Origin of the sequence: Thioclava nitratireducens (assembly GCF_001940525.2) — a bacterium.
Classification (GTDB): Bacteria; Pseudomonadota; Alphaproteobacteria; order Rhodobacterales; family Rhodobacteraceae; genus Thioclava; species Thioclava nitratireducens.
In genome coordinates, this window is record NZ_CP019437.1 from 3,896,372 (window position 1) to 3,910,681 (window position 14,310).

16 protein-coding genes are annotated in these 14,310 nt (G+C 61.8%); 6 read left to right on the forward strand and 10 right to left on the reverse strand.

Annotation, left to right across the window (positions count from 1 at the left end; genetic code table 11):
• The gene (gene rlmN, locus BMG03_RS18700) at positions 1 to 1,182 is read right to left on the reverse strand and encodes a dual-specificity RNA methyltransferase RlmN (RefSeq protein ID WP_075776789.1); all 1,182 of its coding nucleotides are present in this window, start codon (positions 1,180 to 1,182) and stop codon (positions 1 to 3) included.
• A gap of 133 nt (positions 1,183 to 1,315) precedes the next feature.
• Positions 1,316 to 1,831 (reverse strand): invasion associated locus B family protein, encoded by a 516-nt coding sequence (locus BMG03_RS18705; protein ID WP_075776885.1) that lies wholly within the window; start codon positions 1,829 to 1,831, stop codon positions 1,316 to 1,318.
• Between the two features lie 166 nt (positions 1,832 to 1,997).
• Here BMG03_RS18705 and BMG03_RS18710 point away from each other — a divergent pair, with 166 nt between their 5' ends.
• The gene (locus BMG03_RS18710) at positions 1,998 to 2,990 is read left to right on the forward strand and encodes an asparaginase (protein WP_075776788.1); all 993 of its coding nucleotides are present in this window, start codon (positions 1,998 to 2,000) and stop codon (positions 2,988 to 2,990) included.
• A 3-nt stretch (positions 2,991 to 2,993) separates the two neighbouring features.
• On the opposite strand, the gene BMG03_RS18715 is transcribed toward BMG03_RS18710, so the two are convergent.
• The 6 genes from BMG03_RS18715 to BMG03_RS18740 all read right to left on the reverse strand — a co-directional run bounded on the left by BMG03_RS18715 (position 2,994) and on the right by BMG03_RS18740 (position 6,848).
• A complete protein-coding gene (locus tag BMG03_RS18715) occupies positions 2,994 to 3,812 on the reverse strand; it encodes a DUF1217 domain-containing protein (protein ID WP_075776787.1) in 819 nt (272 codons plus the stop codon).
• On the reverse strand, positions 3,809 to 4,213 hold the full coding sequence (flbT, locus tag BMG03_RS18720) for a flagellar biosynthesis repressor FlbT (protein ID WP_075776786.1): 405 nt from the start codon (positions 4,211 to 4,213) through the stop codon (positions 3,809 to 3,811). Before flbT ends, BMG03_RS18715 begins: the two co-directional genes overlap by 4 nt.
• Positions 4,210 to 4,584 carry a flagellar biosynthesis regulator FlaF gene (gene flaF / locus BMG03_RS18725; RefSeq protein ID WP_077701342.1) on the reverse strand — a complete coding sequence of 125 codons (375 nt, stop codon included), beginning with the start codon at positions 4,582 to 4,584 and terminating at the stop codon, positions 4,210 to 4,212. Before flaF ends, flbT begins: the two co-directional genes overlap by 4 nt.
• An 87-nt stretch (positions 4,585 to 4,671) precedes the next feature.
• On the reverse strand, positions 4,672 to 5,913 hold the full coding sequence (locus tag BMG03_RS18730) for a flagellin (RefSeq protein ID WP_075776784.1): 1,242 nt from the start codon (positions 5,911 to 5,913) through the stop codon (positions 4,672 to 4,674).
• A gap of 208 nt (positions 5,914 to 6,121) precedes the next feature.
• Positions 6,122 to 6,460 carry a flagellar export chaperone FlgN gene (locus BMG03_RS18735; RefSeq protein ID WP_075776783.1) on the reverse strand — a complete coding sequence of 113 codons (339 nt, stop codon included), beginning with the start codon at positions 6,458 to 6,460 and terminating at the stop codon, positions 6,122 to 6,124.
• Positions 6,453 to 6,848, reverse strand: a complete 396-nt coding sequence (locus BMG03_RS18740) for a rod-binding protein (protein ID WP_425275159.1) — start codon at positions 6,846 to 6,848, stop codon at positions 6,453 to 6,455. The genes BMG03_RS18735 and BMG03_RS18740 overlap by 8 nt, the downstream gene beginning before the upstream one ends.
• 1,756 nt (positions 6,849 to 8,604) lie before the next feature.
• Here BMG03_RS18740 and fliK point away from each other — a divergent pair.
• Both fliK and BMG03_RS18750 read left to right on the forward strand, forming a co-directional pair.
• Complete coding sequence (gene fliK, locus BMG03_RS20830) at positions 8,605 to 8,946, forward strand: flagellar hook-length control protein FliK (protein WP_157771617.1); 342 nt, start codon at positions 8,605 to 8,607, stop codon at positions 8,944 to 8,946.
• 9 nt (positions 8,947 to 8,955) lie between these two features.
• Complete coding sequence (locus BMG03_RS18750; RefSeq protein WP_075776780.1) at positions 8,956 to 9,639, forward strand: flagellar hook capping FlgD N-terminal domain-containing protein; 684 nt, start codon at positions 8,956 to 8,958, stop codon at positions 9,637 to 9,639.
• Here the strand turns inward: BMG03_RS18750 and ubiB are convergent.
• Both ubiB and ubiE read right to left on the reverse strand, forming a co-directional pair.
• Positions 9,636 to 11,165, reverse strand: coding sequence for a 2-polyprenylphenol 6-hydroxylase (ubiB, locus tag BMG03_RS18755; protein WP_075776779.1), 1,530 nt, complete (start codon positions 11,163 to 11,165; stop codon positions 9,636 to 9,638). The genes BMG03_RS18750 and ubiB overlap by 4 nt on opposite strands.
• Before the next feature lie 3 nt (positions 11,166 to 11,168).
• A complete protein-coding gene (gene ubiE, locus BMG03_RS18760) occupies positions 11,169 to 11,921 on the reverse strand; it encodes a bifunctional demethylmenaquinone methyltransferase/2-methoxy-6-polyprenyl-1,4-benzoquinol methylase UbiE (RefSeq protein ID WP_075776778.1) in 753 nt (250 codons plus the stop codon).
• A 76-nt stretch (positions 11,922 to 11,997) separates the two neighbouring features.
• Between ubiE and mutM the strand changes: the two genes are divergently transcribed.
• From mutM to rpsT, 3 genes are all read left to right on the forward strand, one after another.
• The gene (gene mutM / locus BMG03_RS18765) at positions 11,998 to 12,843 is read left to right on the forward strand and encodes a bifunctional DNA-formamidopyrimidine glycosylase/DNA-(apurinic or apyrimidinic site) lyase (RefSeq protein ID WP_075776777.1); all 846 of its coding nucleotides are present in this window, start codon (positions 11,998 to 12,000) and stop codon (positions 12,841 to 12,843) included.
• A gap of 87 nt (positions 12,844 to 12,930) precedes the next feature.
• Positions 12,931 to 13,707 carry an enoyl-CoA hydratase gene (locus tag BMG03_RS18770; RefSeq protein WP_075776776.1) on the forward strand — a complete coding sequence of 259 codons (777 nt, stop codon included), beginning with the start codon at positions 12,931 to 12,933 and terminating at the stop codon, positions 13,705 to 13,707.
• Positions 13,708 to 13,916: 209 nt separating this feature from the next.
• Complete coding sequence (rpsT, locus tag BMG03_RS18775) at positions 13,917 to 14,183, forward strand: 30S ribosomal protein S20 (RefSeq protein ID WP_075776775.1); 267 nt, start codon at positions 13,917 to 13,919, stop codon at positions 14,181 to 14,183.
• Positions 14,184 to 14,310: the final 127 nt, after the last annotated feature.

Below are 14,310 nucleotides of genomic sequence, written 5' to 3' on the forward strand. Positions count from 1 at the left end.
TTAAAGACCCGCCTCCGCCTGAATTTGCGCCCGCGACTTGCGCGCACGCTCGGTCGCCGATTTCAGCTGACCGCAGGCGGCCATGATGTCCTCGCCGCGCGGCGTACGGATCGGCGAGGCATAGCCCGCCTTATAGATGATGTCGGCGAAGCTCTCGATCCGCTCCCAGTCGCTGCGCTCGTAGGGCGCGCCCGGCCATTCGTTGAACGGGATCAGATTGATCTTCGCGGGGATGCCGCGGATCAGCTTCACCAGGCGCCGCGCGTCCTCGTCGCTATCGTTCACCCCCTTGAGCATCACGTATTCGAACGTGATCCGCTCGGAGTTCGACAGGCGCGGATATTCCCGCAGCGCGTTCAGCAGCGTCTCGATATTCCAGCGCTTGTTGATCGGCACCAGCTTGTCGCGCACTTCGTCGGTCGTGGCGTGGAAGGACACCGCCAACAGACAGCCGATCTCCTCGGCGGTCTTCGCGATCTCCGGCACCACGCCCGAAGTCGAGAGCGTGATCCGGCGGCGGCTGAGGCTCAGCCCCTCGCCATCCATCACGACCTTCATCGCGTCGCGGACATTCTCGAAGTTGTAAAGCGGCTCGCCCATGCCCATCAGAACGACGTTCGACACCAAACGGGTCTCGTTCTTCGGGCTGTTCTTCTCGGGCCATTCGCCCAGATCGTCGCGTGCGAGCATGACCTGGCCGACGATCTCGCCGGGCGTCAGGTTGCGCACGAGTTTCTGCGTGCCGGTGTGGCAGAACGAACAGGTCAGCGTGCAGCCCACCTGGCTCGAGATGCACAGCGTGCCGCGGCTTTCCTCGGGGATGTAGACCGCCTCGACTTCGTGGCCGCCCGCGATCTTCAGAAGGTATTTCCGCGTGCCGTCCTCGGAGACCTGCTTCGAGACGATCTCGGGCAGGGTAATCTCGAACGTCTCGGCCAGCATCGCCCGGTAATCCTTGGCGAGGTTGGTCATCGCCGCGAAATCGCGCACACCCCAGTAATAGATCCACTGCCAGATCTGGCCGACGCGCATCTTCGCCTGCTTCTCGGGCGTGCCCGCCTCGATCAGCGCCGCGCGCAGCTGGTCACGGGTGAGGCCGATGAGATTCACCTTGCCGCCTTCGGGCAGCTTGCGCGGGATCGTGTGCACGTCTTGCGTGATCGGAGCCTGAGACTGGGTCATCGCATGTTTCCTTGAAATGAGGCGCCTCATATAGGGGATTCGCCCCTGCATTAACAGGGGGCGTCGCGCTTTTGGCTCGAACGCGAAAACCCCGGCGCATGGCCGGGGCTCGAATGTCAGGCGCGAGGGTCGCTTACTTGCAGCGCTGCTCGGCCTCGTCGGTCGCGGCGGTGAAGCCCATCAGCGAGAACGTGTCCTCGGTCTGGGTGCCACGGCTCGAACGACCGGTCAGTTTCACGTCTGCGCCAGCCTTGAGGGCGGCGATGATCTTCGCGTCCTCTTCCGGCGATCCGGCCCAAGCGCCGCCACCGTCGGTGAAGAGGGTGTATTTCTGCCCCCCGACTTCCAGATCGACGGTCGAGCCATCCGCGAAAGGATAGCCGCCCATGAAGGAAATCTCGGGCGCCTTACCCGGACGATAGGTCACGAAGAGCAGGATATCCCCGCGGTTCACCTGTACGACCTTCCCAGCTTTGGTGTTGACCGTTTTCTTCGGCTTCGACACGCCCCAACATTCTTTCGGATCGTTATCGACGAAGACGCTCCAATCGGTATTCGCAGCGACGCGGTTGGTGCTTTCCTGCGCAATTGCGCCGTGCCCCGCCCCGATCATGAGCGCGGCGACCGCCGCGATCCGCAGACCCTTCATCATCATGCTTACAGCCTCCAGCTGTCACGTTGCCTCTGCATCGCCCGGGCTGGTCACCCTGTTTTCGGTGGCGGATGCGTTTTCCTCTCGATAACACTCATTTAACCCTAAAAAGCCTAGGGGGAAAACCCCGCGACGGCGAGATTTCGCGCATAGGAGGCAGGCGATGACGGCACCCGAGGCAATGATTGAGCTATGGCGCGGAGGGATGTGTGAATCCGTCCATCATGGCCATGCAGTGATCTTCGGCCCCGAGGGCATCGAAGCGGCTTGGGGCGATCCCGAAACAGTAATTTTTCCGAGATCGTCCGTGAAGATGATTCAGGCTTTGCCACTGCTGGAAAGCGGGGCGGCGGAGGCGGCTGGCCTGACCACTTGCCAGCTGGCCCTGTCCTGCGCGAGCCATTCCGGCGCTCGCATGCACCGCGCCGCAGTCGAAGACTGGCTCGCGACGCTCGGGATGAAGGACGATGATCTGCGCTGCGGGGCCCATCTGCCGCGCGACAAGGCCGAGAAGAAACATCTGATCTGCGCGGACGGCGCGCCTTGCCAAGCACATAACAATTGCTCGGGCAAACATGCCGGCTTCCTGACGCTGAACCGGTATCTGGGCGGCGGGCCGGACTATATCGATATCGATCACCCGGTGCAGCGCGCCGTGAAATCCGCCTTTGAAGAGGTCACCGAAGAGAGCTCTCCGCGCTATGGGATCGACGGATGCTCGGCCCCGAATTTCGCGACCAGCCTCGCTGGCCTCGCGCGTGCGATGCAATTCTTCGCGTCGGCGAAACCGGACGGCGATCTGCGGGCGCGCGCTGCCGCCCGACTGGTCGACGCGATGATGGAGTATCCTGAAATGGTCGCGGGCGAAGGGCGCGCCTGCACCGAAATCATGCGCGAGGCGAACGGGCGTGTCGCCGTCAAAACCGGTGCGGAAGGCGTCTACGTCGCCATGCTTCCGGATCAGAAGCGCGGCGTCGCCCTGAAAATCACTGATGGCGCAACCCGGGCCTCGGAAGCGGCGATAATCGCGCTGCTGATCCGCCTTGGTGCGCTCGATGCCAACGCGCCCGTGGTGCATCGCAGATTGACCGGGCCAATCACCAATTGGCGCGGCCTGAAAACGGGCGAGCTGCGCCGTGCAGCGCAGTTCCCCTAAAGCCTAGAGTCGAAGGGACAGGCCCTGCGCCCCTGTGTTCCGCAACAGGCTGAGCGCGACATTCTGCGGAGAGACGCTGGCCATGTTCGAAAGCTGCGCGCGCAGTAGATAGTCCCGCGTCAGGGCAACCAGCTTCTCCGGCGCGGCGAGTTCAGCCGGATCGGAGGTGCCGTAGACGCGTTGCGCCTTGGTCATGTAGATGTCGCGCTGCTGCTCGACATCCAAAGCGCCGACACTCGGCGGCAGGTTGAGCGCGGTCTGGAAGACCCGGCTCAAAGCGGGCGATCCGATAATCGTGTACCATTTCGCTGGCTCGGACATGTCCCTTGCCGCGAGTGCGGGCAGATCACGCTGAAGGGACATCGCCATGCGCATGTCGTTGTCGACCCCGCCGACCGCGACTTCGAATTCCCGGCTCTCGAATTGGTTCAGGATCTCATCCGCGAATGTCGAATGCTTGGTGCGCGGAATAGCGAAATCTCCAAAACCGAATGCCTTGGTCAGTGCGAGATAGCTTTTATCCGACAGCTTATTGGCAAGCGCCGTGCGATCCAAAGACCCCTCTTCGAGTACTTTGCGGATGAAGTACTTGTTGTCGATATCGGCATCGAGACCGAACGCGCCCAGCGCCACGCTCAAAAGGCGCCGGTCATCGACCAGTTCCTGTGCCGTATCGATGCTTCCGATCGTCTCACGGAAATAGCGATCAAGACGCTGGTTTTCCGACGACGCCGCGAAAGCCGCCTTCTGCGTTTCCATCGTGCGCGAGAGAAACCGCCACCCCGCGAACCCGGAAAAGGGAATAACGGGTTGATAAGTCATGACGCGCCCGCGGCGAGGAGACGTTCCTCCCGTGGGAGAAGCGTCCGTAGCGCCTTCAGCGCTTGGTAATGCTGGTTCTCGATCACGGCGAGCGTGGCCGCATTCAGCTGCGCCCGGCTATCGTGATCCTTGAGAACTTGGCTGAGTTGTTCGATCCCCCGAAGCAACTGCATCCTTGCCTCTTCGGGGTCGGTGTCCCCCGACAGCACGAGCTGCGCGATATAGCACACGCGCCGGACAGGCGTGTTCACCTCTTCCGGATGGATCGCGTCGCGCAACCGCAGGATATTTGCGTTCGGCGTCATGATCGCGAGCCGCGATCGGCGATCTCCGTTTTCGATAACCGCGCCATTAATCAGCACTCTCTCCTTTGGGGCGAGTTTAAGCACTAGGCCGCTCATTGTTTGATCCCTTCTTGCCGCAACCCGCGCATGATTGCGGTGTTCACGTCGATCAAAACATCGACCGAACGCTTTTCCGAAAGGACGAGACGGCTATGCGCCTGCGTGAACTCGTTTAGAAAGAAAATGCGCGCGCGGAGGTCCTGCGGCAAGCCATTCTCGGGATCCGCCACATCCGCCGCGAGCGCGGTCCAGAGGCGGCGGTTTTCGAAGATCGCTTCTGCCAGCGCGGCAAAGGGCACGTCCTGCGAAGACACCTGTTTAAGGCGACGCGTGATGCGGGCAAATAGCTCGAATTCGAGACCGCGCGGTGTGCGCATCGGCTGGCTCGGATTGGAATAGGCCGTTTTGGCCAAAGTCGTCGCGTACACGGGAAATCCTTCCGGTGACTGAAACTGATCATGTGCGGAGGGCATGAGGGAAGCGGGGGCGCCGGATCAGGCGCCCCTACCCGAACTTTAACGGAACAGCGAAAGGATGTTCTGGGGCTGCTGATTGGCGATCGAGAGCGCCTGGATACCTAGCTGTTGCTGAGTTTGCAGAGCCTGAAGCCGTGCCGAGGCCTCTTCCATATCCGCGTCTACCATCGACCCGATACCGGCCTTGAGCGAGTCGCTGAGGCTGGAGATAAAGTCGGCTTGCGTGCCGATCCGGCCCTCGACCGAACCGAAGGAAGAAGCCGCATCGGTTGCCGTCTGGATCAGCGTCTCGATATTGGTGAGCGCAGCGGTCGCCCCCGCGTCAGTGGTCACGTCGATCGATGCGACCGCGGCGAGACCGCCCGAGCCCGCATTGAGGAATTGCGACACGATCGTCAGATCGCCGGCCAGATCGGCGCCGCCATCATTCTTGAAGGTCAGGGTCGAGTCGCTGGTGGTGCTCACACCGGCGGTGAAGTCGACTTGCAGGTTGGCGATGCCCAGCGCGTCGATCGCCGATTTCAGTCCAGCGGCGATCAAGTCGGTGCGTGCAGTGCCGGTCTGCGCCGCATCCGCTTCGGAGAGCGTGTAGCTGACCGTTTGATCTCCGAGGCTGACCTTCACGCTATCGCCCGCGGCCCAGGTAACCGTGTCATCGAGAAAGACTTTGACTCCCGTCGTATCAGCCTTGGCGAGAGTCGTGGCGGCGGTATCCTTATCGGTAGACACCCCGGCCGAACCGGTGAAGGCCGCTTTCGCAGAGTAACTTCCGACAGAGAGGTTTTGGGCGGTGACGTCGATATGGCTCGCGGAAACGGTGCCGTCCGAGGCGCGGTCGAGCGACGACAGCACTTTAACGGTCGCAGCCGAGGAGCCATCGACCAGGTTCAGGCCATTGAACTGCGCCGCCCCGACGACCGACGTCAGTTGCTCCTGAAGTGCGTCGATATCCGTCTGAATCTTGTCGCGGTCGACATTCGACTCCTGTGCCGCGACGATCTTGCTTTTCATATCGGTCAGCAGGTCAGTCACGGTTTCGGCGGCCTTACGGGCCACCGCGACAGTCGATTCCCCCAGCGCGAGGCTATCCGAAATGCCAGAGAAGCTTTTTACGTCGGACTCCATGACCTTCGAAATCGCCCATACGGCCGCGTTGTCTTTCGCCGAGCCGACCGATTTGCCGGTCGAGATTTCAGATTGGGTGGTGGCGAGGCCGGAATTGATCCCTTTCAGAGTCTGCAGCGCGATCATGGCGCCGGTATTCGTCAGAATGCTGGACATGATTTATCCTTTTAATGTCGACGCTTTGCGTCACTCGGTTGCAAAGCCGCGTGTTCGACGCGGCGCTCATGGCTTTCTGACCAATGCGCCTCGTGAGCTTTGAAGCGCGCCATCGCTTGGATGCGGCGCCACAATGGCCGAGCAAAGGCTAACAACCTGCTAAATCCTGTCCCTAAACTCTTGAGAAATGTCTTTCATGATTAACAGCTTATGCACGCCGCTCGAAATCCGCACTACCGCGGCGAATAGGCTGCGGACGCCCTTCTCGGTCATAGGAATCGAAGCCTTTCGCCGCCGCCACAATTACCTCGAGACGGGCCTGCGCAGCGCGCACTCCTTCCAGAGCAGAGGCCAGCAGCACCTGATTCTCGCGAGCAAGCGCCTGAATCTGCTCGACCCTGCCGCGATCAGGCTTCGTCAGCGCGGCCATCGCGCGCTCCTTTCGGTCGCTCAAGGCAATGAGGTCGGAGAACTCCGCCGACCGGATTGCTTCTCGTTCGAGGCGCAGTAGCGAGATGAGCTCTTCCGCGGCATTCGTTTCAGGCATCCTGTCCTCCGTTCTTGAGCGATTCGAAGATGACTTCGGCAAGGCCGATCCCCCCCGCGTCGACCATGGCCTTCGACTGTTCGGCTCTTAAGAAAGATGCGAATTGCGCTTCCCCGATGCCGCCGCCGAAAGCGCCGTCGTCAGCCTGCAGTCCGGCCTCTTTCAACATTTCCGAAAGGAAACCAGCTTCGAGCGCCTTGGCTTTCGCGAAAAGTTTGGCGTCTTGCGGCGAAAGGACCGGGGCACGCGGCCCTGGTGACATGGTCGGGCGAAGCATCGAACTCTCCAAGTGCGGATAATTTTCTGCACTCTGCCAGTCGGGCGTAAAGAATCGGTAAGTTCCTGCCGCGATAGTGGTTTCGACACAGACAGAGGTCGTGAGGACCATGATTCCCTTTCCGATGCCAGAAATACCGAAAGGCTTGGGCAGCCAAATCAAGTCAGCGACCGTCAATACCCGGGCGGATGAAGCGCCGAGCGGGGATTTCGCGCTCGTGGCCGAGGCAGCGGCGCCTACTACCGACGAAGCTCGTAATACGGGCGCGGCCGCATCAAAGGAGAGCGGCGCAGGATCAGAGGACGATCAGTCCGCGCATGAGGAGAGAGAGGGTGCCGTTCTCCGCGCATCGGTTTCAAATGACTTGTCTGAGGTCATCGTGCTGCTTGGACGGCAGAAATCCCATCGCCAACTGCAGTCTGCTTCCACGGTCGAACGAAACCAGGTCAAAGGGACCGATATCGTGAAGCCCACGGAGAAGAACGTTGCCGCGAGAGACGGCGACGCGCGCCCTCGAGGGAGAAAGAACGGCGCCGAGACAGACAAGTCCAGCGAAACGCACCCGACAAAAGCCGCAGCAAAAGTCGCTGAGACTACCTCCGGCAACATGATGACTTCTGCTCCAGTTTCGAGCGGAGTCACGATGCAACCACATATCGAGCCCAAAAGAAACGACTCCAGACAGGATGGGCTGGCACCACGATCACTGTCGAACCGAAAGCCACTCGCGGTGCCGAGCGACGCGCGAGAACAAAGAACTGCCAATTCCGGGCAAACATCAGCGGTGTCCTTGCCGGCAAGAACCGGTGCGTCTGCTTCCGATAGTGTGGTCGTTCACAGTGCCGAGCATGCCCCGAAAGCAACCTTCGACGTGAACGAGTCGCTCGCCCCCGCCCCCGAGAATGAGCAGCCAGTAGCTGAGCATGTTGCATCAAAGCGTCACAGGAAAAGGGACACGGGAGGCACAAAGCCTCTCCGTCCCCGTGCCTCGCCGGAAACTTTGCCCGCGGAGACCGAGGAGACGGCGCGGTCCGCGCACGCGCCTCCTGCAGAAGCCGGAACTCAGGCGCCATCTCAATCCGCAGAGTCGTTTTTTCAGGGGCGGAGTAACACCGCAGCGAAACCGAACGGGGAAGCGATCCGGGCTGTAATCCGCCATGGGCCAGAGGCAGCGCCGGCGCAAGCATCCCCGAACAGAGGCGACCACGAAGCCGCGACGCCGGTTTTCACGTCAAAACCGGCCACAAGCACCGAGGCAGCCGACGCTATCCCTCCAAGCGCGGGAGCTGCGGGGATCGCAGTGCGGCGGAGCGCATCCTTGGAAACGGTCGAAACGGTCGCTGTGTCCGCAAAAGTAGTGCAGAGCGGGAAAGCATCAGACCCTCACTACGCTTTGGCGGCCAAAGCTCCGCCAGTCGACGCAGAAATTGCGCGGGCCTCTACCCGCTGGCAGCCGCCGCCACAACCACAGTTCAACACAGCGCGCCTTTTCAGCACACCAAGCGATACGTCCAAGAATGACAAAGCCGAGGCGCGCGAACCTTCGGTCCGGGTGGATCGTGATATTCTACCCATAGACGTTGCGGCCCATGCCCCGACTGCTCGCATGAGCCATGCTCAGGCTATCTATCTGGGGACAGCTGCGCTTCGGGCGGCGCAGGGGGACACGGAGAGGTCCCAGTTGCCCAGAGCGCGGTTCAGTACGGCTGAGACGCCCGAAACCTCAGCCGCGCACAGCGCACCACTGGCTGCGGGGACAGGCGGGGCGGCGCCGACAAGTTCAGCGCCGCAGCCCGCCCCGGCTTCTATCGCGCAGTCAATAGCGCATCAAATTGGTATTTCACTGCAGTGGATGCCCGATCGGCCAGTGGAAATTGCGCTTTCGCCGAAAGAATTGGGCCACGTGCGCATGATCCTCCATGCAAGCCAGCATGGCATGACGGTCGCGATACAGGCCGATCGCGCCGAAACACTCGACCTCATGCGCCGCCATATCGATACTTTCGCGCGCGAAATACGCGACTTGGGTTACGGCACGCTCGATTTTCAGTTCAGCCAGCGCGAGGAGCGCCCCCAGCGGCGGCCCGATATATTCGACAGGTCAGGTACTGGCCCGGGCGTCGCCCACATTGAGACGCCGATTGACCCCAATCCGCGCCCCGCCACCCGCCTAGCCCCACACAAAGGCGGGCTCGACCTGCGCATGTAGGAGATCATCATGACCACCACCACTTCCCCCGTAACCCCGACGAACCCCAACGTCGCCGCCACGGCCGCAGCGAACAGTGGCGATGCAAAAGCCCCCTCGGCGCTCAGTTCGGATTTCGAAACCTTCCTGACGATGCTCACCGCCCAGATGAAAAATCAGGATCCGCTCAATCCGATCGAAAGCGCCGATTTCGCGGTGCAACTCGCGACATTCTCCAGCGTCGAGCAACAGGTAAAGACCAACGATCTGCTGATCGCTCTGTCAGGCCAGATTGGACTTGGCGGTTTGAGCGAACTGGCGAGCTGGGTCGGAATGCAGGCCCGCGCGGAAGCACCGAGTTACTTCGACGGCTCGACGCCGATCGACCTTGCGCCCGCGGCGCAATCGGGGGCCGACGCAGCCGTTCTGGTGATCACGGATTCGACCGAGGAACAGGTCGCGAAGAAGCTGATTTCGCCTACGCTCGAAAGCTATGCGTGGGACGGAACCAACGAGGCGGGCCAATCGCTAGGGGCTGGGCAATACCGCTTCTCGCTGCAAAGCTACGCGGCGGGCAATCTGATCGGCACCGATCCGGTCGCGGCCTATAGCCGGGTGGTCGAGGTGCAAGCAGGCGCTAACGGCGCGATGTTGACGCTCGAAGGCGGGGCCAAAGTTCCCGCCGATACGGTCAGCGCGCTGCGGGAGGGTTAAAGCAGCTCGCCCAGGACGACGCCAAGCAGCAGAAGGGCCGTCCCAGCTGAGATCAGTGCCGCGTAGCGCCAGCGGGTCACCGTCACCGGGGGCGGTGTCGGTTCGGTCTGCTTGCGGATCGCCGCCTTCACGAGGTCAGGAAGTTGCGGCCCGAAGCGACCCAGAACCTGCACCGTCTTGCGCAGATCATTCGCGATGGCACGCGGACCGAGGCTTTCGCGAATGTATTTCTCCACGACCGGCTTCGCGACTTCCCACATGTTGATGGACGGGTGGAGCGAACGCGCCACGCCTTCAACAACGACCATCGTGCGCTGCAGCAGGATCAACTGCGTCTGGGTCTGCATCCCGAAGCGCTCCGTCACCTCGAAGAGATAGGCCAAAAGCCGCGCCATCGAGATATGGGCGGCGTCCATCCCGAAGATCGGCTCGCCCACGGCGCGCAGCGCCAGCGCGAACTCGTCGACATCGCGATCGGCGGGGACGTAACCAGCCTCGAAATGCACCTCGGCCACACGCTTGTAGTCGCGCTGGATGAAGCCCATGAGTATCTCGGCATAGACCCGGCGGGTATATTCGTCGATCTGCCCCATGATCCCGAAATCATAGGCGAGGATATCCCCGTTCCCAGCCACCTTGAGATTGCCGTGATGCATGTCGGCATGGAAAAACCCGTCGCGCAGCGCATGGCTAAGGAACAGTTGCAACACGCGCTCGCCGATGGCGGCCACGTCATGTCCCGCATCGCGCAGGCCCGTCGGGTCGCCCATCGGCAGACCTTCCGCCCAGTCAAGCACCATCACCCGCTTGGCCGAGAGGTTCCAGACCGGCTGTGGCACTAGGAAGCCCGCATCACCTACGGTATTGGCGCCGAATTGCGAAGCCGAAGCCGCCTCCAGACGCAGATCCAACTCGCCCAGAACCACGGATTCGAAGTGTTTGATTACCTCGCTCGGGCGCAAGCGCCGCGACGCGGGCGAAATCCGCTCGATCATCGCGGCGGCGAAATGGAAGGCGTCGAGATCGCGACGGAAAGCGCGCTCGATCCCCGGGCGCAATACCTTCACCGCGACCCGTTCACCCGTGTCGGCACGGCGCGCGGAATGGACCTGCGCGATCGAAGCGGCGGCGACGGGCTCGGAAAAATCGATGAACAGCTGATCGGCGGGCGCGCCCAGTTCGTCTTCGACCATACGCTTGGCGATCGAGGTCTCGAAGGGCGGCAGCTTGTCCTGCAGCACGCGCAGCTGATCGGCCAATTCGGCGCCGACCACGTCCGGCCGCGTCGAGAGGACCTGACCGAACTTGATATAGGCCGGGCCCAGCGCGGTGATCGCGCGCGTGACCGGCGGTAGCTCCGGATCGCCCTTGTAGCCAAGCCACGCGAAGGGCGCGCTGATCGCATAGGCCACGGCGCGCAGCCGCGGCGGCGCATCCATCGCCTCAAGCGCCTGATGCATCGCACCCGTGCGGATGAAGGTCGCGCCCGTCCGGATCAGGCGCCAGATGTTGTGGGGTCCGCGCATCGGTTAAAGTTTCCAACCCGAGTGCAGCGCCGCGATTCCCATCGACAGATTCCGGTAGGAGACATTGTCGAACCCGGCTTCACGGATCATCTGCGCGAAGGTCTCCTGCGAGGGGAACTTGCGGATCGATTCCACCAGGTACTGGTAGCTGTCGCGGTCATTCGCGACGATTTCGCCCATCTTCGGGATCACGTTGAAGGAATAGAGATCATAGGCCTTCTGCATCAGTTCATTCGGGATCTGGCTGAACTCCAACACCATGATCCGTCCACCAGGCTTGAGCACCCGGTAGGCCTCCGAAAGCGCATCCGCGATCCGCGTCACGTTCCGGATGCCGAAAGAGATCGTGTAGACGTCGAAGGAATTATCCGCGAAGGGCAGCGCCATCGCGTCGCCGACCACCCAGTCGAGACTGTCGGCCATGCTTTCGGCCTCGGCGCGCTTGCGGCCCTCGATCAGCATCGATTCGGTCATGTCACAGACCGTCGCGTGGCCCGAGCCTGCGCGTTTCAAGAAGCGGAAGGACACGTCGCCGGTCCCGCCCGCCACGTCGAGCAATTTTTGACCCGGTCGCGGCGCGAGCCAATCCATCATCGCGTCCTTCCAGACGCGGTGGATGCCCATGCTCATCAGGTCGTTCATGATGTCGTATTTCGATGCCACTCGCGAAAACACGCCGTGAACCATGCCTGCCTTGGCATCTTCGTCCACGGTCTGAAAACCGAAATGCGTGGTCTTTGATTGCTCTGCGCTCATGGGCCCTTGCCGATCCTCATTTCACCCCCTTCTTATAGGGGCCCTTTGCCCCAAGACAATGCGATGAGGAGGAACTATGCCCGAATTGCCCGAGGTCGAGACGGTTCGTCGCGGGTTGGTCCCGGCCATGGAAGGCCATCGGATCGAGCGTGCCGAAGTCAATCGGCCCGACCTGCGCTGGCCCCTGCCCGAGCGGATGGCCGAGCGGTTGCAGGGGGCCCGCGTGGACCGTCTGCGGCGACGGTCGAAATACATCCTCGCGGATCTCGACAGCGGAGAAAGCCTGCTGATCCACCTCGGGATGTCGGGCCGCATGCTGGTCTCGGGCGTGGCGCTTGGCGAGTTTCACCTCGAACATCCCGCGCCTGCGAAACACGATCACGTTGTTTTGCACATGGCGGGTGGCGGACGTGTGACCTTCAATGACGCGCGTCGCTTCGGGGCGATGGATCTGGTGCTGACCGAGCGCGAGCAGGCGCATTGGCTTTTGGCGGGCCTGGGCCCCGAGCCCTTCGGCAACGACTTCCACGAAGACTATCTGGTCGAGGCGCTCAAACGGCGCGCGACCCCGATCAAGTCTGCGCTGCTCGACCAGCATGTCGTGGCGGGTCTGGGCAACATCTATGTCTGCGAGGTGCTGCACCGGGCAGGTATCGACCCGCGCCGTCAGGCGAAGCGGATTTCGAACGCACGCATCGCCTCGCTGGTGCCGATCATCCGCGAGGTGCTGACCGAGGCGATCTCGGCGGGAGGGTCGTCTCTGCGCGACCATCGGCAAGCGGATGGGGAACTGGGATATTTCCAGCACAGCTTCCATGTCTACGACCGCGAGGACGCGCCCTGTAGCACTTGCGGGACGCCGATCCGGCGCATCGTTCAATCCGGACGATCCACCTTTTTCTGCCCGGCCTGCCAGAAATGACGCAGCGCTCCGGCATCACAAGACGCTTGATCTGATTTGACGCTCTGCTAGGAGTCCCGTTCAGAGACAAGGAAAGGCAAGACCGAAATGGCCTACCAGACCCTGATCGTCGAGATCGAGGATTACGTTGCCCTGATCCGGCTCAACCGCCCCGACGCACTGAACGCCCTGAACTCGCAATTGCTGGGGGAACTGGCCGAGGCGCTGAAATCGGCGGAAGAGAATGACAAGGTGCGTTGCATCGTCATCACCGGTTCGGAAAAGGCCTTCGCGGCTGGCGCAGACATCAAGGAAATGTCGGAAAAGAGCTTCGTGGACATGTTCACGAGCGACTTCTTCGGCAAGGAAGCGGATGCCATCAACCGCATCCGCAAACCGATCATCGCTGCAGTGGCGGGCTACGCGCTCGGCGGCGGTTGCGAATTGGCGATGATGTGCGATTTCATCATCTGCGCGGAGAACGCCAAGTTCGGCCAGCCCGAGATCAATCTCGGCGTGATCGCCGGGATCGGCGGCACCCAGCGCCTGACGCGCTTTGTGGGCAAGTCCAAGGCGATGGACATGCACCTCACGGGCCGCTTCATGGATGCCGGCGAGGCTGAACGGTCGGGACTTGTCAGCCGGGTCGTCCCGAATGCCAAGCTGATCCCCGAGACTATGGCTGCGGCGCAGAAGATCGCCGAGAAGTCGATGCTTGCGACTCGCGCCGCGAAAGAAGCGGTGAACCGCTCCTACGAGACGACGATGAACGAAGGCATCCTGTTCGAGCGTCGTCTGTTCCACGGGCTCTTCGCCACCGACGACCAGAAAGAGGGCATGGCTGCCTTCCTCGAAAAGCGCGAGCCTCAATTCCGCGACAAGTGAGCCCTTTCGGGCCGCTCGCACGACACCAGATGGCGGGGCTTCGGCCCCGCTTTTCATTATTCCCTTTCCCTTTTGCGCAATTTGCCTTATGAGGCCGCCTCACATGCGCGTGGAGCCCGCTTAGGCTAGAATCATCTAGGTTCGCTGGAGCCCGGGGTCTGTCGTGCGATTGAAAGATTTGAACAGACCCGGAAAGTGGGAAGATACACATGGCTAACACGCCCCAGTCCAAGAAACGCGCCCGTCAGAACGAGCGCCGCCAAGACGTCAACAAAGCTCGTCGTTCGCGCATCCGTACCTTCATCCGCAAAGTCGAAGAAGCGATCGCTTCGGGCGACTACGAAGCGGCAACCAACGCTCTGCGCGCTGCCCAGCCCGAGCTGGCTCGCGGCGTCACCAAGGGCGTTCTGCACAAGAACACCGCATCGCGCAAAGTCTCGCGCCTTGCGTCGCGCGTGAAGGCTCTCAACGCCTGATCTGCGCCCCGGGGTCGAGCCGGCTCCGGAATACGCTGGATTCCTTGAGAAAAAACGCGTCCGCCTATTTGGTGGGCGCGTTTTTTCTTGGACAATCAGTGCCTTGACACGAAACTGTTGCAGTTTT

What these genes read in the sequence shown, in the direction of transcription:
- rlmN (WP_075776789.1), bottom strand. Translation starts at nt 1,182, where the DNA reads ATGACCCAGTCTCAGGCTCCGATCACGCAAGACGTGCACACGATCCCG.
- BMG03_RS18705 (WP_075776885.1), bottom strand. Translation starts at nt 1,831, where the DNA reads ATGAAGGGTCTGCGGATCGCGGCGGTCGCCGCGCTCATGATCGGGGCG.
- BMG03_RS18710 (WP_075776788.1), top strand. Translation starts at nt 1,998, where the DNA reads ATGACGGCACCCGAGGCAATGATTGAGCTATGGCGCGGAGGGATGTGT.
- BMG03_RS18715 (WP_075776787.1), bottom strand. Translation starts at nt 3,812, where the DNA reads ATGACTTATCAACCCGTTATTCCCTTTTCCGGGTTCGCGGGGTGGCGG.
- flbT (WP_075776786.1), bottom strand. Translation starts at nt 4,213, where the DNA reads ATGAGCGGCCTAGTGCTTAAACTCGCCCCAAAGGAGAGAGTGCTGATT.
- BMG03_RS18730 (WP_075776784.1), bottom strand. Translation starts at nt 5,913, where the DNA reads ATGTCCAGCATTCTGACGAATACCGGCGCCATGATCGCGCTGCAGACT.
- BMG03_RS18735 (WP_075776783.1), bottom strand. Translation starts at nt 6,460, where the DNA reads ATGCCTGAAACGAATGCCGCGGAAGAGCTCATCTCGCTACTGCGCCTC.
- BMG03_RS18740 (WP_425275159.1), bottom strand. Translation starts at nt 6,848, where the DNA reads ATGGTCCTCACGACCTCTGTCTGTGTCGAAACCACTATCGCGGCAGGA.
- BMG03_RS18750 (WP_075776780.1), top strand. Translation starts at nt 8,956, where the DNA reads ATGACCACCACCACTTCCCCCGTAACCCCGACGAACCCCAACGTCGCC.
- ubiB (WP_075776779.1), bottom strand. Translation starts at nt 11,165, where the DNA reads ATGCGCGGACCCCACAACATCTGGCGCCTGATCCGGACGGGCGCGACC.
- ubiE (WP_075776778.1), bottom strand. Translation starts at nt 11,921, where the DNA reads ATGAGCGCAGAGCAATCAAAGACCACGCATTTCGGTTTTCAGACCGTG.
- mutM (WP_075776777.1), top strand. Translation starts at nt 11,998, where the DNA reads ATGCCCGAATTGCCCGAGGTCGAGACGGTTCGTCGCGGGTTGGTCCCG.
- BMG03_RS18770 (WP_075776776.1), top strand. Translation starts at nt 12,931, where the DNA reads ATGGCCTACCAGACCCTGATCGTCGAGATCGAGGATTACGTTGCCCTG.
- rpsT (WP_075776775.1), top strand. Translation starts at nt 13,917, where the DNA reads ATGGCTAACACGCCCCAGTCCAAGAAACGCGCCCGTCAGAACGAGCGC.